The organism is Lederbergia lenta NBRC 16444, assembly GCF_001591545.1.
In the GTDB taxonomy this organism is placed as follows: domain Bacteria; phylum Bacillota; class Bacilli; order Bacillales; family Bacillaceae_C; genus Lederbergia; species Lederbergia lenta.
Genome location: NZ_BCVC01000002.1, coordinates 273,387 through 298,174, shown reverse-complemented (window position 1 = coordinate 298,174; position 24,788 = coordinate 273,387). Strand labels below are relative to the sequence as shown.

The window sequence follows — 24,788 nt, the reverse complement described above, 5'->3', positions numbered from 1 at the left end:
TGAACGGAAGAGGATGTCATTAACTTAATGCATAAGATGTCTTTTTACTTTGGATGATATGAACAAAATCTTCAATCATTGCGCTAGCAGTAGGTTTTTTTCCTGCTCCTGGTCCTTGTATTGTAAGTGTACCTGCCAAGTTAGCTTCAATGACGACTGCATTGTCTACTCCTTCTACATTATATAGTGGATGGTCTGCATCTGTGAGCACGGGACTGACGGAGGCGCTGATATTATCTCCTTCTTTTATCAATTCTGCTACATGCTTATAACGAAAATTATTTTGATTAGCTTCTTCTAATTGGTCATTGGATAAAGCGGAAATTCCTTCAATTTTCACTTCATCCCAGTCAGGTTGTTCACCAAATGTTAGACTACTTAAAATCATAAGTTTATAAAATGCATCAAATCCCCCTATATCATTAGTCGGATCCGCTTCTGCATAGCCAAGTTCTTGTGCGATCCCAAGTGCGTTTTCAAAAGAAAGTTCTTTATTTCTCATCTCAGTTAAAATAAAATTTGATGTCCCATTTAAAATTGCTTGGATTCGCCCCACTTTATTCACTTGTAATTGCTGGGCGAGTGTTCTAATGATCGGCACACCACCAGCAACTGTTGCTTCATAACCAATTTTCACATTTTGTGTTTGTGCTTTCTTTATAAGCTTTTCACCATATGTTGCAAACATTACTTTATTAGCAGTGACGATATCGCATCTCTTATCAATTGCTTGACTTAAATATGAATAGCTTGGATCTTCACCAACAATCGCTTCAAATACAACTTGTAAATCAGGTATATTTAATATATCCTCAAAATTAGTTGTCACCAACACTTCATCAGCGATGTTACGCTCTTTTTCCAGATCTTGAATTAGCACTCCAGCTATTTGCACTTCAACACCAAGTATATTTTGCAATTGCTGCTGATGCGTTTGTATTGCTTCATAGACTCCTTCTCCTACTGTCCCGAAACCTAATATTGCCGCCTTAATGACTTCCATTATTATAACCTCCTATTATATTAAAAAAATTTTTACAACCTCTTAATTTGAAAAGGCTGAAACGCAATGCGCTCAGCCTCCAATTTTTTTATCATTTATTTAACAGATGTTGCAGCTTCAACCGCTTTTGCAATTGCTTGTTCAAGGTCTGCAGTAATATCTTCGATTGCTTCAAGGCCAACTGCTAATCGTATCAATTCCTCTGTTACGCCAGTCGCTTTCAAATCATCTCCACTTAACTGTTGGTGTGTAGTTGAAGCAGGATGAATGATCAATGATTTTGCATCCCCTACATTGGCAACATGAGAGAATAGTTTGACACTATCAATCGTGTGTCTACCAGCTTCACGGCCACCTTTAATGCCAAAGTTGACGATTGCACCAGCACCTTTAGGGAAATACTTTTGAGCAAGTTCATAAGATGGATGGCTTTCAAGTCCAGGATATGCAACCCACTCCACCGCATCGTTTTGTTGTAAGTATTCTGCTACAGCTTTTGCATTCTCGACATGTTTTGTAATGCGCAGATGCAATGTTTCCAAGCCTTGCAAGAATATAAAAGCATTGTCAGGGCTTAAGCATGGACCGAAGTCACGAAGTAACTGAACACGGAGTTTTGTAGCAAATGCTGCATCTGGTACATCAATACCAAAGCGGAGTCCGTGATACGAATGGTCTGGCTCTGTAAATCCTGGGAATTTTTCATTATTCCAGTCAAACTTGCCGCTGTCTACAACAACTCCACCGATTGCAGTTCCATGACCACCGATCCACTTTGTAGCGGAATGGACAACGATATCAGCGCCATGTTCGATCGGTCTGCTTAAGTACGGAGTTGCAAAAGTGCTATCAACAATTAATGGAATATTATTATCGTGAGCTACGTTAGCAACAGCTTCTGTATCTAGAATATGCAAGCTTGGATTACCAATTACTTCAGCAAAAATGGCTTTTGTTTTTGGTGTAATTGCTTTACGGAAGTTTTCTGGATCTTTTGGATCAACGAAGTTTACTTTGATTCCGTAATTTGGAAGCGTAACTGCAAATAAATTATATGTACCGCCATATAGGTCAGTCGCTGCCAAGATTTCATCGCCTGCTCTTGCTATATTTAAGATTGAAAATGCAATGGCAGCCATGCCTGAAGAAAGAGCAACTGCTGCAGTTCCGCCTTCAAGTAAAGCAACACGTTTTTCAAACACATCAACAGTCGGGTTCATGATACGTGTATAAATATTACCTGCAACCTCTAATCCAAATAATTTTTGCGCATGCTCTGTGTTTTCAAATACGTAAGAAGTCGTTCTATAAACCGGTACTGCCCGCGAACCTGTTGCATCTGGTTCCTGCCCACCGTGTAATAATAAAGTTTCTGGTTTAAAATTTTGTTCTGACATTTTATCCATCTCCTTAAGTAATTTTATAGGTAAACTCTGTTTAAAGGTTGCATGATTGTTTGTTGCAATCTTAGTAATACAAAAAGCCCTCTTCTGGATAAGAAGAGGGCGTATATACAGTTCCTCCCCTTATCTTCCAGGTTAATAAATAACCTGTAGGAATTAGCACCTTTTCAGATATAAGTCATCTGAAGGTTGCCGGGCATCGCAGGGCCTAGTCCCTCCGCCGCTCTAGATAAGAGTAATGCAATTTATTAAATTTTAGATATTTCAATGAACTCTTAAAAATTAGTATACTACGTATTTAAAGATTGTCAACACTTTTCATCATTTCTTTAATATTTTTTACTTTATTTCATTTCTTGGACTAATTTCCCAATCATTTCTTCGTCCATTGGCCCTACAATTTTTTTATGAATCAATCCATTCGTATCAATCATATACGTGGTTGGGATCGTTAATGTTTGATATTTATTACCGATTTCTCCTTCTTCATCTAAAGGAATGGGAAAAGTTAGACCATACTCTTTAATAAAATTACTAATCTTTTCGTTTTTGTTAAGTCCCTTTTCAGCATTCGTTAAATTTACAGCAATTATTTCGACATTTTCTTCAGAAGCATCTGTATTGTAATAGTTCTGCATATGTGGCATTTCCGCTTTACAAGGAGGACACCATGTCGCCCAGAAATTCAAAATAACCTTCTTACCTTTATAGTCGGATAGCTTTACCGCTTGTCCATCCATTGTTTCCAACTCAAAATCCGGAGGTTCATTTCCTGCAGTTAACCCTTTACTAGCAACATCTACATGCGCTTCTTTCGTAGCCGATTCCAGTAAAAACTCCTCTTGAGCCAATTCCTCTAGTTTTTTTGCTCGCGTTTCTTTTACTATATTCACGGTAACGATACTGATCAAAATTGCAATAATGATCACTCCGAAAATATTTTTTTTCAATTGGCAACACCTCTAATTCTTTTAATTATGCTTAAGAGTACCGCTATTAATATATACGTTATGATTGGAGCTGAAAAGAGATTATTCATGATTGAATAAATTAGTACTTGAATACTTGTAAATAAGATGACTAATTGATATTGCCACTGTATTTGCTTACTTTTTAAAACTGTCATGACTATAAAAGACATATTAATTAATATTAATATAACCATAAACCACCAATTATGATCCTGAAATATACTCATTATCAGTTCGTAAATAGATACTGTCATTAACCATGATTGAAAAAGACCGTTAATATTTATATTAGCTGGGCATTGTTTTTTTCCTTTACTTGCAATAAATAAATAGATCAATGAAGCTGCTATACCTAGCCAATATCCCCTTATACCACCATTAAAATACAATATGGTAAACGGGTTTTGGATACTTAGTTTAAACTGAAATAAAATTACACTTAGTTTCCACGTTAGAATGAATATAAATATTGCATTACTATAATAATCAGCAAAGCTTTTTTCCTTAAATAGATATAATAAAGCTGTTGTTAAGAAAAAGGCAATAGCGATTGCTGCCCATGATGCTTGAAATGATAAAGATCCGATCGAAAGCCACATTACCTGAGCCCTCCCAATAAACTAAAACAATTAAATCTACCGGCTTTATTTAAAGAATTGGAGATAGCAGTCGTGAGACAGACTCTTTAAAGCGAATAAACATCGGACGTTTTAAATATTCTTCCAACGTCAGCTCACTAGATCGATCCATGTCATTACTAAAAATCTCAACAAGCTCACCAACTAGTTCTTCATCATAAAGAAAAGCGTTCACTTCAAAATTAAGCCTAAAGCTCCGTACATCAATATTGGCCGTTCCAACGGTAGCTATCTTACCATCTGCCACAATTGTTTTTGCATGAATAAAGCCATTTTCATATTTATATACTTTCGCTCCTGTTTTTAGAATTGCTCCTACATTCGAATACGTTGCCCAATAAACAAATGGATGATCAGGCTTGTTTGGAATCATCAAGCGTACATCTACGCCCGATAAGGCCGCAATCTTAATTGCGTCTAGCACACTTGCATCTGGTATAAAGTAAGGCGTTTGAATATAAAGATACTTTTTGGCAGAACTCACCATCTTTAATATGCCATATTTAATCTGTTCCCACTCCGAATCTGGTCCACTAGACACAATTTGAACATCCGTATTTCCCCTGGATTCTATCTCTGGAAAAAGTCTGTCATCATACCTAATTAAACTCGAAGAAGCTTGATTCCAATCAAGTATAAAACGAGTTTGCATAGCAAACACAGCTTTTCCAGTAATTTTTAAATGTGTATCACGCCAATATCCAAATTTCTTATTTAAACCAAGGTATTCATCGCCAATATTAAATCCACCAATATAACCGATTTCCCCATCAATAATCGCAAGCTTACGATGATTACGATAGTTTACTTGTAAATTGAGATGTGGCAATATAGCAGGGAAAAAAGCACTCACTTTTCCGCCGGCAGCTATCAGTGATCGAAAGAAGTTCCTAGGTAATCTCCTAGATCCCATCGCATCGTATAAAACGCGAACCTCTACCCCTTCTTTTGCCTTTTTTGCTAACGCCTCAACTAGTTCAGTCCCTAGTTTATCATTTCTCCATATATAGTATACAAAATGTATGTGATCTTGAGCCTGCTCAAGATCTAGGAGAAGGGAACGAAATTTGTCGTAGCCATCAATAAAAATCTCGACTTTATTATCTTGAGTCAGAACCGAACTATCATTAACAAGAAGCATATAAACCAGATCTTTATACTGAGAGGTCTTATTATCATGGAAGGGAAATTCCCCTTTTCTTAGTAATTCTATTTGGTATTTTGTAATTTCCATTATTCCAATTTTATTTTTATCTTTCCAGCCAAATATTTTTTTTCTGCTCAAATTTTGTCCGAATATTAAGTAAAGTATAAAGCCACCAACAGGCACAAAAAACAACACGAGAAGCCATGCCCATGTCGCCCCAGCATCCCTACGCTCTAAAAATATAACAAATCCTGCTAACACAATATTCAAAACAAGAATTAAGCTTAATAATACTGTTGTGACCGTAGTAAATGTCATACATTAGCCCCTCGCATCCTAATAATCTTTTTACTTATTACATCTCATTCCCTATTCTAGCATATATGCATAAAAGACCGTACCCTAAAGGATACGGTCTTTTTCTTATTAAAGTGTAAATTATAAACTAATATATCTTGTTGGATCAACAGCATTTGATTTCGCTGCATTCCACGGACCAATATGCAATTCAAAGTGTAAATGTTGGCCATAAGATTGACCTGTATTACCCATATAACCAATTTGTTGACCTTTAGACACTGATGCACCAGATGAAATAGAACGGCTACTCATATGTGCATACACAGTTGTATATGTTTGACCATTAAGACGATGTGAGATATAAACAACATTTCCATAGCTTGATGAATATTCTGATCTGATGACAACCCCATCTGCTGCTGCAACGATTGGCACAGTACCACGAGCCGCGATATCTACCCCAAAGTGGTTACCCAGGCTACGTCCACCAAAACCAGATGAAAGATAACCATTCGCTGGTCTCATGAATAAGCCTGATGTTACAGCTGGTTTTCCAACGCTCGGACTATTCGAAGTGGCAGGAGCTTTGTTGCTGCTGTTATTGCTACTACTGCTCTTGCTGCTACTCTTACTCGATGAAACAGTTGATTGTTGTTGGGAAGCGCTTTGGGCTTCAGCTGCTTTACGTGCTTCTTCAGCTTTTCTTGCTTCCTCTGCTTGGCGAGCTGCTTCTTCTGCCATACGATTTTTTTCCATCTCAATTGCTTTTGCGATTGCTGCATCTTGAGCTTCAAGTACCGCAGCTTCTTCCTCTAAACTCATCTTCTCACTTTCAATATGCTTTTTCTCAGCATCTAATTGTTTCATGAGTTTAGTTTTCCGAGCATTTTGTGCTTTCAAATCTTCTTTTAATGTTTCAAGTTCTTTAAGCATATCAGTTAGATTCGCTAACTTCTTTTCTACTTCAGCTTGATTTTTTTCTAATTGCTCTTTATCTTTCGCTTGTTCATCGATAATTTCTTTGTCGGCTTTTACCAGTGTTGACATAGCAGTAACTCTATCTACCAAATCACCAAAGCTTTCAGCACCAAGCAAAATGTCTATGTATTTCACAGACCCACCGTTCATTTGAATCGTACGAGCTCTTTCACGAAGCATCTCATTTCTAGCTTCAATTTTTTCTTTCAATTCTTCTATTTCTTCTCGTAATCTTTCAATTTCTGCTTTTGTATCTTTAATTTGCTGTTCTTTTTCTACAATTTTCTTATCAGTACCGGCAATTTCAGATTCTAATTGTTTCATCTCAGCTTCCAAATTACCTTGTTCGCCTGCAATTTCAGAAATTTTATTTTGTTTTTCATTAATAGAGTTCCCAATATTCGACTGTTTATTTTGTATTTCTGACTTCTGTTGTTCTAAGTCCGATAAATTTGCAGCTTCTGTTTTTCCGGCACCTGCAAAAATAGATCCAAGCCCTAAAGCAGTTGCCAATGAAAATGATAATATTGATCGTTTATTCAAAAGGTACTTCCCCTTTCTCTCTCCCTAGTAATCTCTACATTCTATTTGTAGGTCTTCTTCACAACTAAATTTTCAAGAATCTTCTTACGGATATGAAACTACCCCAACCACCAATAAGAACACCAATCGCTAAAATAATCGCCGATATTTGATATACAAACGGACTATAAGCTAACGGTTGAAGTAATTCTCCTGGTATACGCGCTTCTAAAAAATCATAAGCATAGTAATATCCAGAAGCAACAATACCTATTGGAATAATTGAACCTAATATTCCCAGCCACATTCCTTCAAATAAAAATGGCCAACGAATAAACCAATTAGTAGCTCCTACTAGTTTCATAATTTCTATTTCACGTCTTCTAGCGAAGATCGCAATCTTTATCGTATTAGAAATTAAAAACATTGCTGTAAACAACAAGCCAACAATTAACACGATTCCTATGTTACGACTTGTCTTCAATATATTAAACAAGCTTTCTACTTTGTTCTCACCGTATAGAGCTGAATGCACAAACTCTAATTTATCAATTTTTTCAGCTACAATCGGTGTATCAGTAGGCTTCTTCGTTTTTACGACAAATACATCATACAGAGGATTTTTCTGTTCTAATAAGGTCCATTCTTTCCCCATAGATTTTATCAGATGTTCCAGTTCAGCTTCTTTCGAAGAAAATGTAACAGACTCAACAAGATCCATTCCTTCAATTTGTTGTTTTAGCGTCTCAATATTTTCCTCAGATGCTGTAAGCTCAATATGTGTTTTAATTTCGACATCACTTTCGATATCAGTTGCAAATTTATTCATATTCATCATAATGACGAAGAAAACTCCGACTAGTAATAAAGTTACAGTAACTGCACTTGCGGAAGCAAAAGTCATCCAGCCGTTGCGGCGCAGGCTTTTAAAACTTTCACGAAGATGCCGCCCAAACGTTCTAGCCTTCATAACCATACTCTCCTCGCTGCTCATCACGGACAATTCTTCCATTTTCGATAGCCACAACACGATGTTTAATCGTGTTTACAATTTCTCTATTGTGCGTAGCCATAATAATTGTTGTCCCCTGAAGATTAATTTCCTCTAGTAAGCTCATTATTTCCCAAGAAGTTTCAGGATCAAGATTCCCCGTTGGCTCGTCCGCTATTACAAGTTTAGGCTTATTAACAATGGATCTAGCGATCGAAACTCGCTGTTGCTCTCCCCCAGATAATTCTGTTGGCAGCATACGTACCTTATGTTTTAAACCAACTAATGAAAGTACCTCCATTACAAGTTTCTTAATTTCCGCTGGGCGTTGCTCTATCACTTCAAGCGCAAATGCTACATTTTCGAATACTGTTAATGTTGGTAATAACTTAAAATCTTGGAATACCACCCCAATATTTCTACGTAAATATGGAACTTGTTTATTTTTTAATTTAGATAAATCAATACCGTTCACTATAATATTTCCAGTGGTAGGTTTTTCCTCACGGTACATCATTTTAATAAAAGTAGACTTTCCAGCCCCACTAGGTCCTACTACATAAAGAAACTCGCCATGCTTAATATTAATATTTAAGTCGTTTACGGCGATAATGCCATTTGAATATTTTTTTGTAACTTTTTGCATTTCTATCATAAAATCACCTGGCCTCCAACCAACTTGTGCCATCACAGTGGTCTTGTCCCAATTGCATATATATCATCTGAGAACAAAAAAAGATGGTTCTACATTTTCTCTTTTCACCAATATTTTCATCTTGGCGAAAAATACTGAAGTATTTAGTCTATTGCTGACATTTTTTAACCCAAACTTATTATAACATCAGAATTGAATATGTTAAGGGAAAACTATATTACAGTTTCATTTCATTTTTGAGTTTTTGTAACATATTTAAACTAAATGCGTCTAATTCTTTTTTCACGTACTGTAAATAGGTCTTTAGAACCGAAAAAGAACGACTTATTTTATATGAGTTACTACATTTTTATGAAAATTCTAGCTATAAAAAATCAGCACTTTATTATTTTCACAAAAATATGCAGCTACATTTAAATGCAGCTGCATATTTGAAAGTATTATATTATTTTTTTTCTGCCAACCATTCAGCAACTTTTTCCGCGTCGTCACCTTTAATGATCTCTTTCGGCATTCCAGGACGACCATTCGCTATTACATCTAAAATTTCATCTTTATCCATTGTTGCTCCAATTTTATCTAACGCCGGACCATTTCGTCCTTCTAAATTTTCTCCATGACAGCTAATACAACTTTTATTGACAATTGCTTCTGCATCACTTACTGACTCACCGGCATTTTCATTGCTGTTATTGCCGCCACCGCCACAAGCTGTCAAGATAATCGCTAAAGTTGCACCCATCATTAGACCTAATAATTTTTTCTTCAATAGACACATCTCCTTAAAGATATTACTGCGCTACTATAGTATACCAATATTGTTCCTTTTTAAAACTCTTTACAACTGAATGTCGAAATGCCAATCCTCATTTGTTGCAAATTGGTGAATTATACCATGAGTAAACAAGGAATCATTACGTAGATCTCCTTATTTATACTGCTTAACAAAAAAAGAATCGTTAGAAGAGTAGTCTTCTGACGATCCCTACAAAACATGATTCAAATTTTAAATACGAGAACGTAAATATGCATCAATGAATGGGTCAAGTTCTCCATCTGTGACAGCATGCACATTACCAATTTCTGCATTTGTCCGATGGTCTTTAACCATAGAATAAGGATGGAATACATAAGAACGGATTTGACTTCCCCAGCCAATTTCCTTTTGTTCTCCACGAATTTCGGCCATCGCTTTTTCCTTTTCTTCAATTTCTCGTTGTAAAAGCTTTGCTTTCAGTAATTTCATCGCTTGTTCTCTATTTTTAATTTGCGAGCGTTCGTTTTGACATGTTACAACGACACCTGTCGGAATATGTGTAATTCGAACAGCAGAATCTGTCGTGTTAACATGTTGCCCACCAGCCCCACTCGCTCTATACGTATCTATTTTCAAATCTTCAGAACGTATTTCGATTTCGATGTCACCAGTGAATTCTGGCACAACATCACAAGATACGAATGATGTGTGACGTCTGCCAGATGAATCAAATGGTGAAATTCGCACGAGACGATGAACTCCTTTTTCAGCCTTTAAATAACCATAAGCATTATGACCTTTAATAAGTAATGTTACACTTTTAATACCTGCTTCATCACCTGGTAAATAATCCATGGTTTCTACTTTAAAACCTTTTTTCTCTGCCCAGCGTGTGTACATACGGAGTAGAATAGAACCCCAATCTTGTGATTCTGTTCCACCTGCGCCTGGATGTAATTCCAGAATTGCATTATTTTTATCATACGGATCACTTAATAATAATTGTAGTTCGAACTCATTCAGTTGATGAACCAATGCTTTTAGTTCTTCTTCTAGATCTGCCTCTAGATCCGCATCAGCTTCTTCTTTCACAAGCTCATGTGTTAGCTCAAGATTCTCCTGTGTTTCCAAAAGTTCTTTATATTCATTAACTAGGTCTTTCAAAGCATTTGCTTCATTAATTGTCGCTTGTGCCCCTTGTTGGTCATCCCAAAATCCCGGCTCAAGCATTAGTTCATCTAATTCAGCTATTCTTGTCTCCTTTTCTTCTAAGTCAAAGAGACCCCCTAAAATCAGCCAAACGCTTAGCTGAGTTATCTAATTCTGTTTTCACTTCAAATAATTCCATTACATCCACCTCGATCATCAGTTTAACTTACTTTGTTTGTTATTTTTATCATACGGAAGAGTCTATGCGAGTCTACCATGACAATTTTTATATTTTTTGCCACTGCCACAAGGACATGGGGCATTTCGTCCAATATTTTCTTCTTTACGGATTGGCTTTCTTTTTACTGGTCCCTCTTCCTCCTTCGGATTAACAGCTTGACCCTTGGCCACTTCCTCACGCTCTAAATTATTGCGAATCTCTGCTTTCATCACATATTTAGCAGCATCTTCTTCGATAGAAGCAACCATACTTTCAAACATTGCAAATCCTTCGCTTTGATATTCCCTTAGAGGATCAATTTGGCCGTAGGCTCTTAGATGGATACCTTGACGTAGTTGTTCCATCGCATCAATATGATCAATCCATTTCGTATCAACAGAGCGTAGTAAGATGACTTTTTCAAATTCACGCATTTGTTCAGGAGTCAATTGCTCTTCCTTTTCATCATAGCGAGCTTTTATTTTATCATTAACCAACACAATCATTTCATCCGGCTCTTTACCATTTAAGTCAGAAACAGTGATATCCCCTTCAGGTAATAAATTGGCGTTTACATAGTCAACAATTCCTTGCAAATTCCATTCCGTTTCTTCTTCATGTTTCGGAGTATGCGCATGGATGGTATTTTCAACAACAGAACGAATCATATTTTCAACTATTTCACGTAAATTCTCTGATTCCATTACATCATTCCGTTGTTGATAAATGATTTCTCGTTGCTGACGTAATACATCATCATATTGGAGTAGCTGCTTCCTTGCATCAAAGTTGTTTCCTTCCACCCGTTTTTGTGCAGATTCAACGGCTTTAGAAACCATTCTACTTTGAATAGGCTGAGAGTCATCCATTCCCATGCGTTCCATCATTGATTTCATATTGTCTGAGCCAAACCTACGCATTAATTCATCTTCCATCGACAAATAAAACTGAGTGACACCTGGATCCCCTTGACGGCCAGAACGTCCTCGTAGCTGATTATCTATCCGGCGTGATTCATGGCGCTCTGTACCAATAACAGCAAGACCGCCTAATTCTTTCACTCCTTCACCAAGTTTGATGTCTGTACCCCGTCCAGCCATATTAGTTGCTATCGTAACAGCCCCACGTTGCCCTGCACCAATAATAATTTCCGCTTCCCGGCCATGGTTCTTTGCATTTAATACATCATGCTTTACGCCTTTCTTTAATAAAAGTGATGAAATCAATTCAGACGTTTCAATCGCTACAGTACCGACAAGAACAGGCTGTCCTTTTTTATATCGTTCTTCTATATCTTCTACAACAGCTCTGAATTTACCGTCCATAGACGCATAAATTAAATCGGCGCGGTCATCCCTTTCAATAGGTTGGTTTGTTGGAATAGCAATCACGCGCATATTGTAAATATTTCTAAATTCTTCTTCTTCCGTTTTTGCCGTACCTGTCATACCAGCAAGCTTTTCATACATTCGGAAATAGTTCTGAAAAGTGATCGTTGCCATTGTCATCGATTCATTTTGAATCTCTACGCCTTCTTTCGCTTCGATTGCCTGATGAAGGCCATCACTAAAACGGCGTCCTTTCATAAGCCTTCCAGTGAATTGATCAACAATGACAATTTCATCTTCCTGGACTACATAGTCTACGTCAAGATGCATGCTAACATGGGCTTTTAATGCTTGATTAATATGGTGATTTAGAGTGACTTGAGAAATATCAAAGAGGTTATCAATTTTAAAATAACGCTCTGCTTTATTGATTCCCTCTTCAGTAAGCTGCACACCTTTCGTTTTCTCATCGAATGTATAGTCCTCTTCTTTTTTCAACAGCGACACGAACGCATTGCCTTGCATATACATTTGCGTAGATTTTTGTGCCTGTCCTGAAATGATCAAAGGTGTTCTAGCTTCGTCAATCAGAATGGAGTCAACCTCATCAATGACTGCATAATGAAGGGGACGTTGAACTCTTTGTTCTGCATACAGGACCATATTATCTCGAAGATAATCAAAACCAAACTCATTATTTGTACCATAAGTAATGTCAGCTCTGTATGCTTCTTGTTTCTCTTCTTTTGACATACTGTTCAAATTCATTCCAACAGTTAAGCCAAGAAATTCGTACAATTCTCCCATTTCACTCGCATCACGACTAGCTAGATATTCGTTGACGGTAACTACGTGCACACCTTTTCCTGTAAGTGCATTTAAATAAACAGGCATCGTTGCTGTTAGTGTTTTACCCTCACCTGTTTTCATTTCCGCTATATTCCCTTCATGAAGGGAAGACGCCCCCATCAGTTGTACAGGATATGGAAATAGCCCCAGCACTCGACGAGCACCTTCTCGAACAACAGCGAATGCTTCTACAAGAAGGTCATCTAGAGACTCTCCATTCTGATAACGCTCCTTAAAAGCATCTGTTTTACCTCGTAATTGATCGTCTGTTAATTTTTCCATCTCGGATTCAAGACTGATCACCTGATCTGCCACTTTATCTAGACGTTTTAATTCACGATTATTAGGATCAAACATTTTTTTGATAAAAGTAACCATTTAATACGCTCCCTTTATTTTCAAAATACGAGCAAGTTTAACTTCTTATATCAACCCGGATAAATCACCCAGAAAATATTATTGGTAAAATAACCTTAATAAATCTAATAGTAAAATGTTACAAATTACCTTACTAATCTTATCATTATTAAAGGCCAGGTTCAATGGTCACGTATGTGGTCATCGAATCTGGCCTACGAATATACTTATAAAAAGAAGGCACCATAAAGAAGTGCGCCTGCAATTACATACGCAGGATGAACCTTTCTTACTTGAAGTAATACGATGCTTACTAAACTGATGAAGATTGTCTGCAAATATCCCGCACTATTTTCGGATACAGAACTCAAGAAAAAATTCACAGTCATCATTCCCAGTAATACAGCGATCGCAGGTCTTACAAGTTGGGTCATTTTTTTCACCTGAGGTGAATCCTTAAATTTCAATAATAATCCTAACAAAGCAATCATTAATAGCAGTGATGGGGCAACTGTTGCAAACAAGGCCACTACTGCTCCTGGAATCCCTGCTTGCTGATAACCAATATAACCAGCCATTTTAGTCGCGATCGGGCCTGGCAGTGCATTTCCCAGCGCTAATACTTCACTGAATTCATCAACCGTTAACCAATGATATCTTCCAACCACTTCATTTTCGATAAGTGGAATCGAGGAGGGACCTCCCCCATAACCAAGTATACCGGGGATGAAAAAGGCGATGAAAATCTCCCAATATATCACGAGTGTTCACCTCTTTCACTCCTCTTTCCGCGAGAAAATAGAGCCACACATAATAACCCTGCAATCAATATAGCGGGATGAATACCAAGAAGTACCAACATGAGGATACTTAATGTGACAAATAATATTGTCCATTTCCACCCCAATGTTGCTTTTGACTTTACGATAAAATCCCATGTTAATATTCCCATCATGACACCCGCAACTGGAATTACTGCCCTCGACATACCCGCTACCCAAGGTTTATCTTTATGAGCAGAAAGTAATGTAAGAAATAGGATCATAAGGAAGACAGTAGGTATAATCGTAGCAAAAAGGGCGTTCAGCATACCAAACACCCCTCCTACACGCCAACCAATATACCCGGCCATTTTTGTATTAATTGGGCCTGGCAGTGCATTTGCTAACGCAAGCACATCAGAAAATTCTTCATCGTTCATCCATTTATATGTCAGCACCACTTCTCTTTGGACAAGTGGAATGGCGGATGGACCACCGCCAAAACCAAGTATCCCTGAACGAAAAAATGCTATAAATATATCTATCTGCTTCATCGAATCAACCGCCTTCTTATATTTAAGAAGAGAAATAATCATCCTCACAAAGTTAACTATATTTATTGAATTATACAATGAATACAAAAGAAACTAAACAACAAAAGCACACACCATGGTGTGTGCTTTTGTTGTTTAATTCGTTTCAATCAATCCATATTTTCCATCTTTACGACGGTATACTATATGTGTCCCATCTGTTTCAGCATCTGTATAGATGAAGAAGCTATGTCCGAGCATATTCATTTGAAGAACAGCCTCTTCACTATCCATCGGCTTTAAATCAAATCGTTTCGTTCGAACAATATTTAACTCATCTTCGTCCTCTTCTTCAACAGCTGAACCATTCTCTCCTGTAGCAAAAAACTCATTTAAATTTCCTTTTTCACGGAATTTACGATTTACTTTTGTTTTATGTTTACGGATTTGTCTTTCTAACTTGTCTACTATCAAGTCAACCGCTGCATACATATCATCATTCGTTTCTTCAGCTCGCAATACAAGCTGAGGAATTGGAATAGTAACTTCAATTTTAGCTTTTTTATCTGGATTTACTTTTAAGTTAACATGTACATTCGCTTCAAGTGTTTCACTAAAATAACGATCTAGTTTACTTACTTTCTTTTCAATATGGTCTCGTAAAGCCTCAGTTACCTCGATGTTTTCACCGCGAATTTGGTAGTTTAGCATAAAAATTCCTCCTTATTTAAAGGCTATGTATATACTATTCTATATACCACATAAAATACCTGCTTAACCTTCATAAGAATTTTGTCGAATTTGTGAGGATTTAGAAAAAAGAGCTAGAATCATCACTGATCTAGCTTTCTTTGCATGTATTTAACTTAAGAACTTTATTTTTTTATTTGCGTTTGTCATAAAACGCTCCATCTAATTCCTGCATGCTTGCATATGGATTAGCATAGCGTGTGGCGGAAGTTTTTTTCTTTTCCAACTGATTCATATCTTTTTGAATAGTCATCTGAATATTTGTTAGTAATGCATCAAGCTCTATGTTGATCTGCAATAAATGTTTGCCAATAGTCATTTCTTCTGGTGTAAATGGACCATGTATATGTGGCAGGACTTCTTCACGCTGTTGCAGTAATTCTTCAATTCTTTTTATCTGTTCATCCCGTTCCTGATCATTTACTGTTTTTGCTTGTTCTAGTAATTGCTCAGAGATTAATACACAAGTTTCGAGCTGTTTCTTCATTATATAGCGCCACCAGCTACTGCATGTTTCTGCTGCCTGTTCATTTGAATTGCTTGCTTCCAAGTATCACGAAACTCAGTAATAAGCTCTTCAACCTCTGTAAGCATAGCAGTATCACTCTGAATATTCGCCTCAATTAAACGACGATTCGCATAATCATATAAGGACAACATATTTTTCGAAATTTCTAAATCCATATTTAGAGTAACCATCAACTCAGTAATAATATTTTGCGCCTTTTGAATATTTATGTTTTTTGCTTCAATATCTTTCATTTCAACTGCATTTTTCGCCATATTAATAAATTTCAAACAACCGTTATAAAGCATTAATGTTAACTCACCAGGTGACGCAGTTGTTACAGAGTTTTGTTTATATGCCTGGTACGGATTATTCATAGCCAAATTTACCACCCTTACCTTTCAACTTAAAAGCCACTAAATTGTTGCATTAAATACGCAGACTGACTATTTGCCTTCTGAATTGCCTGTTCCATAGCGGTAAACTGTTTCCAATAACGAGCCTCAACGATTTTCATTTTATCTTCAAAGCGATCAATACCTTTACCGACGTTTAATAACTCACGCCCCAGTGCAAATTGCTGATCCGTTGACGTCGCTCTTCCTGCCTTATCCTGTACTTTCTTAATAGAAGCATCTACAGTATCATACAATTTATGGACAATTCCCCGGCCAGCATCACTGCCAGTCCCACGGAATAAATTCTCGACAGATCCCGGATCTTTTTCTAGAGCCTCTTTTAATTTTGCCTCGTTAATTTCCAGTTTTCCGCCTTCCATATAATTCGATGTCGTACTAATACCAATGCTTGCTAATTGCGAGAATAAACCATTGGTCTCTACATTACTCGATATATCTAAACGCATTGCAGATATCACACCGGATAATGCTGGATCGTTCCTCAATAAACCACTTCTCGCTAGGTCTTCCCACTTTTCTATCTGTTTATCTGAGAGTTCCTCACGTTCCTCATCCGTTAAAGGTTTGTAATCACGATTCTTTTTTTCAGTTAATTTATTGCCAATCTCTGCAATGAGCTCATTGTATTGATCAACAAATCCTTTGATGTTTTCAAATACTTGGTTGCTGTCGTTTCCAATTGAAATTGCAACGGATTCTCCCGGTGATTCCGCAAATGTTTGCTTAAGTGTAAATGTAACTCCATTCATATCGAAAGTGTTGGAATTACGTTCCGTTGCAAGACCGTTTATAGTGAATTTGGCGTTTTGACCGCCATTTTCGTGTTCCATATCATTATTGAAATGCAAAACCTTTTCCATAAAATCACCTGAAACAACAATTTCGGCATTTCTAGTCGTAACTTTTCCATCATCATCTAAGGTATCTTTATTAAAATCACCAGTTTCTTTTCTTGTTAATGTCATTTGTTGGGTATGAGAATCATAAAACATTGTAACTCCTGCATCTGATTCATTTACTTTGCGGATGACACTGTTTAAAGTATCATTTTCAGTAATATAAAATTGTTCCTTTACTTTTCCTTTGGAAGTATGGGTTTCAATCTCAAAAGCAGAATAATTTTGTTTGAAAGTCGCATCAACTTTTGTACCTTTTTCAAGGCCTGGCTCAAAAATTATTGCACCAGTAGTCGGATTAATTTTTCCAATTACGGTATCTCCATTTTTCAAGGCAGCAAATCCATCAGTTACAATTGTATCCATTTTATAGTCAACCGAGTTAATTGTAATTGTTGCTGAAGCAATTGATCCGGCCCCAATATTCCAATTTTTCAATGGATCTTTTGCGTCATCAGCATGCTGAAATTCCACTTTCTTTTCAACTAGTATATAGTCAACTTTAACAACGCTATCCTTTGCTAATGCTTCATTAAAAGTGAGATTTCCAGCAGAGTCAATAGCGACTTGCCCTTTTTCAGGTAATTTACTTGAATCATATGGAATGACTTCCATACTTTGTCCATTTACTTTAACACTAGCTTTTAAAGGATCTTTTAAGGTCCCCTCCTGGAGCTGAAACGTCGATTTGTTTTCTTCTTTTACATTAAATGTTTTTGACTGAACGACACCTTGACTCCAAAAGTTATCCCCCATATTCTGACTGCCTAGGGATTTGGTTGGATCAATCGTAACTTTCCCAGCATTTTTCCTCGTCGCAGCCGTCGCCAATTGTTCCACTTGTGAAATCGAATAAGAAGCTTGTGACGCCCCACTAGTTACGGTTGCCGATACTTTATCTTCGTTCGAAGATGTTACTGTTCTCGCACGGTAATTCGGTGTCAATTTTAATTGCGCAAGTTTGTCACGGAAGCTAAGTAATTGTGTATTGATTGAGCGATAATCATCACGTTGCCATTCTAGTATTTGCTTTTTTTGTTTTAGTTTATCTAATGGCAATCGTTCCGCTTGCATTAGATTTTTCACCATCATATCTATATCCATTCCACTAGCCAATCCAGCAATTCTCATCTTTATGCACTCCTTCAAAAACGATTAGATCTTTTTATCTACCATTAAACCGAGAAATTCTGTCATTGCTGCGAACATATCCAGCATTTTTTTCGGTGGAATTTCTTTAATTACTTCATTAGTTATATCATCCACAATAGTAACGTAATATTCATTCAGTTCTTCATGGAACTCAAATTTCAAATTCGAATGCGGTGATGCTTTTAAAAAATCATTCATCCCACCGACAATTTTTTCGACCTGTTCCTTTGGAATAACAGCAGTCTGTTCCGTTTTTCCTAGAATAACCTTTACATCATTTGCTAAAGCACGGACGTCTACTCTTGTTGAATTATCCGTTGCTGTAGCAGTAACAGCTGAAAATTCGCCTCCAACCCCAACTTGTCCGACCATTCTCGTTCTCCCCTTATACAATTATATGTATGTACTTATCCCTATTATCGGCTAATCAGTGGGATTGTTTAACAGATTTTTTGTTTCATGTTTGCTTTAGTCAAGATAAATGTTAAAGTTCCCCAAAAAAAATGTTTACTTTATTCATGGGCGGGAATAGATAGATTATTACTCCATAAATTATTTGGAATGACAAAGTAATTTGTGGAGTCCCCCCCTACTAGTTGAGAAAAAAGACTTGCTATTTTTTAGCAAGTCTTTTTTCTATTGCCCAATTTCAGCCTCTTTCAAGCTCCATTTCTAGTACAAATGCATATGATGGATTGTTATTGGTTCAATGAATACTAAAGGGAGGATGCTCTATGCAACAATATAATGATGTTTATGGATATAATCAGCCTTTCCCAATGGAACATCAAGACGAAAGAGTATTTGGCCGTCCATATGGATTTGGCAGAAGACCTTTTGGTTTTGGTCGGCGTCCATATGGATTTGGATTTGGAAGACCTTTCGGGTTCGGGGTTCCACTCGCTACTGGATTCTTAGGGGGGCTTGCTGCGGGAGCCTTACTTGGCGGGCCATATGGGTATGGATTTGGATACGGTTATCCATATTACCCATATTATTATTATTGATAACAGAGACCAGACTGACTTGCACAAGGTCAGTCTGTCTTTTCGACATTTCCCGGGAAATTTCTATTTCCTTCATTCTACCAATTCAGATCTATTTATATCCTCAGTTTAAAAGATTCTTAATATCCTTTTCTATCTTTAATGGATCTTTAGTTGGTGCGTAGCGTTTTACAACTTCACCATTACGACCAATGAGGAATTTTGTAAAATTCCACTTTACCTCGTTAGTTAAAAAACCCTTACCATGACCTGTCAAATACTCAAAGACTGGATGTATTCTTTCTCCTTTTACATTGACCTTAGAAAACAGAGGAAATGTAACCCCATAATTTTTTTGACAAAAAGTTTGGATTTCTTCTGCACTACCTGGCTCTTGATTTCTAAATTGATTACATGGGAAACCTAAAATGGAAAAGCCTTCTTTTTCATACTTTTGATACAATAATTGTAACTCCCCAAATTGCCTTGTAAAACCGCAATTACTTGCCGTGTTAACGATTAGTAATACCTTTCCTTCAAACTCACTAAGATTTCTTTCCGATCCATCTATTCCTGTTGCTGAATATTGGTAAATAGACATCATCAAACCCCCAGTTTACTTTTATCCCAATTTAGTTTAAAACCTTTCAAAGAACATGTGGCAGAACAAAAGCACTGAACACTTAAAAAGTTGTTTGAAAAATTAATGTTTTTTTGCGCTAGATTCTCTGATGATCAATTTATGTGGTATGATAATTCGCTTCACTGGTTCATTCGGATTATTAATTTTTAAAATAAGGTTTTTTGCAGCTTCATAGCCAAGTGTAAATATATTAATATCTACAGATGTAAGTTGTGGATTTGCTACTTCCGCAAATAAAACATTATTAAAACTTACGATAGAAATGTCCTCTGGAACGGAAATATTTAATTCAGCAAGCGTATTCAACACTCCTAAGGCCATTAGATCATCTGCAACAACTAAAGCTGTAGGGTGATCTGAAAGCTTTAGCAACTCTGATATAGCTTCGCGTCCACCTTCGCGTAAAAATTCCTCATGAATGACATATTGATTATTTAACTCAATTCCCGCAATCCGTAATGCTTTTTCATAGCCAAGCAAACGATCAATCGTTACAACTAGGCTAAGATCTCCACCAATAAATGCAATGCTCTCATGCCCAAGCTCTAGTAAATATTCAGTCGCTTCTTTAGATGCACGAAAATTATCATTATCAACATGTGTAATTTCTTCTTCATGCATGTATGGTTTACCAATCACCACAAAAGGAAAATCTCTTTTCCGTAAATATTCCATAATTTTATCATCGGCACGGGAATTCAGAAGGACAAGCCCATCTACTCTTCCACCTTGCACCATGTGCACGACATTCTCATAAATTTCATCAACTGTTTTACCAGTAGTCATTTGCAATGCATAATTTTTTTCATGTGCACTTTCACTTAATCCTCTTAAAATATTGGAAAAGAAAGGATTTTGAAAAGTCTTATCTGCGGATCCGGGCATAACAAGACCTATTACCTCAGTAGACTGACTTGCTAAACTTCTCGCAATAAAATTAGGATGGTAACCTAGTTCTTCCATTGCTTCACGAACTCTTTTTTTTGTTTTTTCACTTATTCGAGGATTATCAGCTATTACTCTTGAGACCGTGGAAGGTGCGACATTAGCAAATTTAGCCACATCTTTTATCGTTATTGCCATTTATGTATCCTACTTTCTTACTTTTAAATTATCTTTGGTTATATATATAAATCCTATCACTCCAATTCAATGATGTACAGATTGTATTAATTAAGAAGGGTGTCTCCAAAACTTCTATTTTCGAAACACCCTTCTATCATTTATTAAAAATCTATTTTATTAGCTTTTCTTTTTCGCTGCGCTAATAAGATTGCGCTTCCTATTATAAAGAGTAATACACCTAACATAAGCCAATTATAAAGAGCTGTACTAGTATTAGGCAACTTCTTTTCAGCTTGTGAGGTTGATAATTCATTCAATCCTGCAGTTTCATCATCACTTGTTTTACCACTCTCCACTTGCTTTTCGTTTACCTTTGGTGTTTCATTTTTTACTGGTACATCTTCTTCTACTGGCTGTTCATTTTCATTTTCAACTACTAAAATAAATGTACCACCATCTTGCATCCCTGGTAGCTGAACAGTTACTTTTTGATCGTTTCCCACAACAATGTTTTTACCACTGTAAACATCAGTAACAACCTGACCTACCGAAAATGGAACCGAAAATGTTATTTCAGTTGCTTCGATTCCAGTATTTAATCCAACAATGGCCGATTCTCCTGCATAGGCTCTTTCGAATACAGAATAACCAAGCTCATCAGAACCTGCTAACGTTTGTCTCGTACCTTTTGAAAATATAGCTGAATGATCTTTACGTGCATTTAAAACCTTCGTATAATGTTCAAGTATTTCATTTCCGTCTACTTTATCCCATGGTAGATTCTGTCTGTTTTCAAGATATGGATAGTTATTTTCCCCAGAAATCCCTAACTCTTCACCATAATATATAACTGGTTGACCTTTTGCGGTAATTTGTACAGATGCTGCAACCATAAGTTTCCCCCATTTACCTTCTTCGCCTTTAAATTGCTGGAGGAAACCATCCTCGTCATGAGAACTTAGAAACTGCCCTAAAGTAGCTGTGTTATTGATTAAATCGTTTCGTTTATTCAAATCATTTTCTACTGAATCTATCTTACCATTAACGAAATCTCTCGCTTGATATTTAAAATCAAAGTCTAGGAGAGAATCCATCATTCCTGAATTAAGATAACCATAATCATTATGCTGACTTGCTCCCCAAGCTTCGCCTATCATCTTAAATTCAGGCATTTCATTTGTTAGGGCATTCTTTAATGCCCTCCAAGTTGTATTTTCCACATGTTTCACTGTGTCCAAACGGAAATAGTCAATCGTATTTCCATTTGGTGTTCTAGATTTTTCAATCCATTGGGTTTGCCAATCAATTAGTTGCTGGCGTACATCCGGTTCTTCTGTCATGAAATCAGGAAGACCAGCTAATTCACCTTTTATATCACCGCTTCCCCCATCACGAAGCATCCCAGCGAACCGCTCTCTGTCTTGATTCGTTGGAAATTGCGGAATTGTCCCATCTAATGCTTCATCTGATTCTTTTAATCCATAACCTGCGTGATTCACCACTACATCGACCATAAGCTTCATACCTCTTGCATGCGCTTCATCAATTAATTCATGAAAATCATCCATCGTTCCAAAATGAGGATTTAGCTCATTGAAATTACTTGCCCAGTAACCATGATAAGCATAGTACGGGGTAAGATGTGGTTCATCATTATAGCGTACATCATAAGCAATGTTCTCTACAATTGGGTTGATCCAGATAGTATTAATTCCTAGATCATGGAGATAATCTAACTTTTCTGTAATTCCTTTAAAATCTCCGCCTTGATATGCTCCTGCTTCGTTCTTGTCATATCCTACACGATACGGATCATCATTTGTCGTGTCTCCATTAAAAAATCGATCTGTTAGAAGGAAATAAATCCTCGCTTCATCCCAATCAAAGTCAGCCTCTCCGACAAAATTACGAGCTTTCACTGTTACTTTCGCTTCACCTGTATGCTCATTTCCGTATACATCAACCACCTTTAATGGAAGTGTTTTTACACCTGCTGTAATAGATTCATGAACAGCTATTGTGACTCTATCCAAATCTGGATCAATTGTTACATTCGATTCACCACCAACCTCTGTCAAATCAACATAGATTCCACGTAATTCGGCTTCGGTCTCATTCAATAAATCTAGTGTTAATACGGCATTTTGACTATAATCAATGGCCGCAGGAGAAACAGTACCCTTTATTTCCATTTCTGGTTTGAAGAAAGAAATGATTGATTTTCCGTCGACTGCGAAATATGGATCCGCTACTTCAGTTGTTTCTCCTTCTATCGTTACAAAGAATGTATATTCATGATCACCATATGGAAGATCATTATAAGTAAATACAAAACGCTCACTATTTTTCTCTCTAGTCATTTCATGTCGTTCGCCTAAAATGCTAAGTTCTACCTTTTCAATTTTCGACATTTGATCTGATACGTATAAATTCTTGTCACGATAATAAAATGTTGCATTTCCATTATTGACTTCTGGTGCTTCCATAGATGGAACAGTAAAAAACTCAGTTTCCCCACTTTTCACATAGACTTTTGTTATTGGATCCATTCTATTTACATCAATATAACGGTCTCCACCTGGCTCCTCTTGTTCCCAGTTACCTTTACGTACTTTAAAGCCAACTCGATCTGCAAGCGGGCCTACCCCTATATCGGCGATTGCTTTTCCATCTTTAAAGTTTGTAAAATTAATATTATCATTTTGTGCTTCTGTCCCCCACACCCATACATCCCAATCATCATAGTTTGCATCCGAACGTTCATATACAAATTGGATATGAGGTGATACGGAATCTGTTAATGCAGCAATAGCCGCACTTTCGCTCATGTAAACTTCTGGATATCCTTGAATAATCCAGATCTCTGTTTCTTTCTTCCCTTCTGGCATTAGTACGTATTGTTCCAAATCTTGGCTTTCCCAGTTAGCTTTACGAGGGATTATTTTAAAGCTATTATTCGGGAATGAATATGTACCTTTAGAGAATTTAAACTCTTTGCCATCCCCCATTTGTACAGCATACTCCGATTCAAAATTATAATTCCTTGCTTCGTATCCGCCTTCATAAATATGCACATTCCAATCTTCTAAATTGTTATCGATTCGATGATAATTTATCGTAAACTGATTCATTTGTGCAGAGATTTCTATTTCTTTCGTAGCTGTATCATTTCCTTTAGTAGCTTTTATAATAAATATTGTACCAACTGGTGCATTTTCGGTAATTGTTAATGTTGCCCCATTAATTTCAACACCTGGTGGAGCACTTTCTAAAGACCAAGTTATTTCCGATGATTCTTCTTGAATTATCCCATTACCTTCAATGATGTTAGCCTTCAATTTCGTTGTGCTATTTATTTCTTGTAAAGAAGCAATCGGTATTAGGTTAATCCCTGGTACAACGAGTTTACTGTTTCCACCTTCTTCTTCTATATTAAGTGGATCCTTGATCCACTCATCATCGCCTAGGATAAACTTATATTCGTATACATCAGGGGTTAATTCATCTGTAGTTGTTGTCCACAGCCCTTCATCATTAACCATAACAAGTGGGTGCTCATCCCAATTGGTAAAGCTTCCTGCAACACGCACACTTCCTGCTGAAGCATCTTCGTAATTAAATGTGACCGTTCTATCTTCATTTAAAACTGGACTGCCTAATGTACTGTTAGATTCGGCCGAGATTTGCGGTAAATACCCGGAAAACAAGCTGAAAATCATTAGTAATATCGCAAAAACAGACATCTTTTTTTGTTGCACTTTTTTTGTCATTATATATATATCCCTCTCCCATTAGTCAGATTAATAT

General features: G+C 36.8%; 22 protein-coding genes and 1 riboswitch. Of the genes, 1 reads left to right on the top strand and 21 read right to left on the bottom strand.

What is annotated here, in order from left to right; translation table 11 throughout:
- Nucleotides 1-19: 19 nt before the first annotated feature.
- From BLE01S_RS11325 to flaG, 18 genes are all read right to left on the bottom strand, one after another.
- Nucleotides 20-1,003 (bottom strand): homoserine dehydrogenase, encoded by a 984-nt coding sequence (locus BLE01S_RS11325; protein ID WP_066141727.1) that lies wholly within the window; start codon nt 1,001-1,003, stop codon nt 20-22.
- Nucleotides 1,004-1,098: 95 nt separating this feature from the next.
- Complete coding sequence (locus tag BLE01S_RS11320) at nt 1,099-2,400, bottom strand: O-acetylhomoserine aminocarboxypropyltransferase/cysteine synthase family protein (protein WP_066141724.1); 1,302 nt, start codon at nt 2,398-2,400, stop codon at nt 1,099-1,101.
- A gap of 126 nt (nt 2,401-2,526) precedes the next feature.
- A riboswitch (SAM riboswitch) is annotated at nt 2,527-2,642 on the bottom strand.
- Between the two features lie 108 nt (nt 2,643-2,750).
- On the bottom strand, nt 2,751-3,356 hold the full coding sequence (locus tag BLE01S_RS11315) for a peroxiredoxin family protein (RefSeq protein WP_066141721.1): 606 nt from the start codon (nt 3,354-3,356) through the stop codon (nt 2,751-2,753).
- Nucleotides 3,353-3,976: a hypothetical protein gene (locus BLE01S_RS11310; protein ID WP_066141718.1), complete on the bottom strand. Its 624-nt coding sequence runs from the start codon at nt 3,974-3,976 to the stop codon at nt 3,353-3,355. The genes BLE01S_RS11315 and BLE01S_RS11310 overlap by 4 nt, the downstream gene beginning before the upstream one ends.
- Before the next feature lie 49 nt (nt 3,977-4,025).
- Entirely contained in the window at nt 4,026-5,480 is a 1,455-nt protein-coding gene (cls, locus tag BLE01S_RS11305; protein ID WP_066141716.1) for a cardiolipin synthase, read from the bottom strand.
- Nucleotides 5,481-5,600: 120 nt separating this feature from the next.
- On the bottom strand, nt 5,601-6,983 hold the full coding sequence (locus BLE01S_RS11300; RefSeq protein ID WP_066141713.1) for a murein hydrolase activator EnvC family protein: 1,383 nt from the start codon (nt 6,981-6,983) through the stop codon (nt 5,601-5,603).
- Nucleotides 6,984-7,047: 64 nt separating this feature from the next.
- Nucleotides 7,048-7,932, bottom strand: a complete 885-nt coding sequence (ftsX, locus tag BLE01S_RS11295) for a permease-like cell division protein FtsX (RefSeq protein ID WP_066141710.1) — start codon at nt 7,930-7,932, stop codon at nt 7,048-7,050.
- Entirely contained in the window at nt 7,922-8,608 is a 687-nt protein-coding gene (gene ftsE / locus BLE01S_RS11290) for a cell division ATP-binding protein FtsE (RefSeq protein WP_066141707.1), read from the bottom strand. The genes ftsX and ftsE overlap by 11 nt, the downstream gene beginning before the upstream one ends.
- A 445-nt stretch (nt 8,609-9,053) precedes the next feature.
- Nucleotides 9,054-9,377, bottom strand: a complete 324-nt coding sequence (gene cccB, locus BLE01S_RS11285; protein WP_066141705.1) for a cytochrome c551 — start codon at nt 9,375-9,377, stop codon at nt 9,054-9,056.
- A gap of 237 nt (nt 9,378-9,614) precedes the next feature.
- A protein-coding gene (gene prfB, locus BLE01S_RS11280; RefSeq protein ID WP_111703524.1) for a peptide chain release factor 2 occupies nt 9,615-10,713 on the bottom strand; the annotation gives its coding sequence in 2 pieces (ribosomal slippage) (nt 9,615-10,640 and nt 10,642-10,713; 1,098 coding nt in all).
- 62 nt (nt 10,714-10,775) lie between these two features.
- Nucleotides 10,776-13,289, bottom strand: a complete 2,514-nt coding sequence (gene secA, locus BLE01S_RS11275) for a preprotein translocase subunit SecA (RefSeq protein WP_066141701.1) — start codon at nt 13,287-13,289, stop codon at nt 10,776-10,778.
- 206 nt (nt 13,290-13,495) lie between these two features.
- Nucleotides 13,496-14,029: a chromate transporter gene (locus BLE01S_RS11270; RefSeq protein ID WP_066141699.1), complete on the bottom strand. Its 534-nt coding sequence runs from the start codon at nt 14,027-14,029 to the stop codon at nt 13,496-13,498.
- Nucleotides 14,026-14,583: a chromate transporter gene (locus BLE01S_RS11265; protein ID WP_066141698.1), complete on the bottom strand. Its 558-nt coding sequence runs from the start codon at nt 14,581-14,583 to the stop codon at nt 14,026-14,028. Before BLE01S_RS11265 ends, BLE01S_RS11270 begins: the two co-directional genes overlap by 4 nt.
- A gap of 135 nt (nt 14,584-14,718) precedes the next feature.
- Nucleotides 14,719-15,273, bottom strand: coding sequence for a ribosome hibernation-promoting factor, HPF/YfiA family (gene hpf, locus BLE01S_RS11260; protein ID WP_066141693.1), 555 nt, complete (start codon nt 15,271-15,273; stop codon nt 14,719-14,721).
- Between the two features lie 172 nt (nt 15,274-15,445).
- Complete coding sequence (fliT, locus tag BLE01S_RS11255; RefSeq protein ID WP_066141690.1) at nt 15,446-15,799, bottom strand: flagellar protein FliT; 354 nt, start codon at nt 15,797-15,799, stop codon at nt 15,446-15,448.
- Nucleotides 15,799-16,203: a flagellar export chaperone FliS gene (fliS, locus tag BLE01S_RS11250; RefSeq protein WP_066141687.1), complete on the bottom strand. Its 405-nt coding sequence runs from the start codon at nt 16,201-16,203 to the stop codon at nt 15,799-15,801. Before fliS ends, fliT begins: the two co-directional genes overlap by 1 nt.
- Before the next feature lie 23 nt (nt 16,204-16,226).
- A complete protein-coding gene (fliD, locus tag BLE01S_RS11245) occupies nt 16,227-18,266 on the bottom strand; it encodes a flagellar filament capping protein FliD (RefSeq protein ID WP_066141685.1) in 2,040 nt (679 codons plus the stop codon).
- A gap of 24 nt (nt 18,267-18,290) precedes the next feature.
- Nucleotides 18,291-18,659 carry a flagellar protein FlaG gene (gene flaG / locus BLE01S_RS11240; RefSeq protein ID WP_066141682.1) on the bottom strand — a complete coding sequence of 123 codons (369 nt, stop codon included), beginning with the start codon at nt 18,657-18,659 and terminating at the stop codon, nt 18,291-18,293.
- A gap of 407 nt (nt 18,660-19,066) precedes the next feature.
- Between flaG and ymaG the strand changes: the two genes are divergently transcribed.
- Nucleotides 19,067-19,294, top strand: coding sequence for an inner spore coat protein YmaG (gene ymaG / locus BLE01S_RS11235; RefSeq protein ID WP_066142270.1), 228 nt, complete (start codon nt 19,067-19,069; stop codon nt 19,292-19,294).
- 103 nt (nt 19,295-19,397) lie between these two features.
- On the opposite strand, the gene BLE01S_RS11230 is transcribed toward ymaG, so the two are convergent.
- The 3 genes from BLE01S_RS11230 to BLE01S_RS11220 form a co-directional block, all read right to left on the bottom strand.
- Entirely contained in the window at nt 19,398-19,874 is a 477-nt protein-coding gene (locus tag BLE01S_RS11230) for a glutathione peroxidase (protein WP_174521721.1), read from the bottom strand.
- 102 nt (nt 19,875-19,976) lie between these two features.
- Nucleotides 19,977-20,999, bottom strand: a complete 1,023-nt coding sequence (locus BLE01S_RS11225; RefSeq protein WP_066141677.1) for a LacI family DNA-binding transcriptional regulator — start codon at nt 20,997-20,999, stop codon at nt 19,977-19,979.
- A gap of 143 nt (nt 21,000-21,142) precedes the next feature.
- Nucleotides 21,143-24,751 (bottom strand): alpha-amylase family glycosyl hydrolase, encoded by a 3,609-nt coding sequence (locus BLE01S_RS11220; protein ID WP_066141674.1) that lies wholly within the window; start codon nt 24,749-24,751, stop codon nt 21,143-21,145.
- Between the last annotated feature and the right edge of the window lie 37 nt (nt 24,752-24,788).

Coding starts and splice junctions, on each gene's coding strand:
- BLE01S_RS11265 (WP_066141698.1), bottom strand. CDS start 14,583: ATGAAGCAGATAGATATATTTATAGCATTTTTTCGTTCAGGGATACTT.
- BLE01S_RS11225 (WP_066141677.1), bottom strand. CDS start 20,999: ATGGCAATAACGATAAAAGATGTGGCTAAATTTGCTAATGTCGCACCT.
- ftsE (WP_066141707.1), bottom strand. CDS start 8,608: ATGATAGAAATGCAAAAAGTTACAAAAAAATATTCAAATGGCATTATC.
- BLE01S_RS11230 (WP_174521721.1), bottom strand. CDS start 19,874: ATGTCTATTTACCAATATTCAGCAACAGGAATAGATGGATCGGAAAGA.
- hpf (WP_066141693.1), bottom strand. CDS start 15,273: ATGCTAAACTACCAAATTCGCGGTGAAAACATCGAGGTAACTGAGGCT.
- fliD (WP_066141685.1), bottom strand. CDS start 18,266: ATGAGAATTGCTGGATTGGCTAGTGGAATGGATATAGATATGATGGTG.
- BLE01S_RS11310 (WP_066141718.1), bottom strand. CDS start 3,976: ATGTGGCTTTCGATCGGATCTTTATCATTTCAAGCATCATGGGCAGCA.
- fliT (WP_066141690.1), bottom strand. CDS start 15,799: ATGAAGAAACAGCTCGAAACTTGTGTATTAATCTCTGAGCAATTACTA.
- flaG (WP_066141682.1), bottom strand. CDS start 18,659: ATGGTCGGACAAGTTGGGGTTGGAGGCGAATTTTCAGCTGTTACTGCT.
- BLE01S_RS11220 (WP_066141674.1), bottom strand. CDS start 24,751: ATGACAAAAAAAGTGCAACAAAAAAAGATGTCTGTTTTTGCGATATTA.
- cls (WP_066141716.1), bottom strand. CDS start 5,480: ATGACATTTACTACGGTCACAACAGTATTATTAAGCTTAATTCTTGTT.
- BLE01S_RS11325 (WP_066141727.1), bottom strand. CDS start 1,003: ATGGAAGTCATTAAGGCGGCAATATTAGGTTTCGGGACAGTAGGAGAA.
- secA (WP_066141701.1), bottom strand. CDS start 13,289: ATGGTTACTTTTATCAAAAAAATGTTTGATCCTAATAATCGTGAATTA.
- ymaG (WP_066142270.1), top strand. CDS start 19,067: ATGGAACATCAAGACGAAAGAGTATTTGGCCGTCCATATGGATTTGGC.
- ftsX (WP_066141710.1), bottom strand. CDS start 7,932: ATGAAGGCTAGAACGTTTGGGCGGCATCTTCGTGAAAGTTTTAAAAGC.
- BLE01S_RS11320 (WP_066141724.1), bottom strand. CDS start 2,400: ATGTCAGAACAAAATTTTAAACCAGAAACTTTATTATTACACGGTGGG.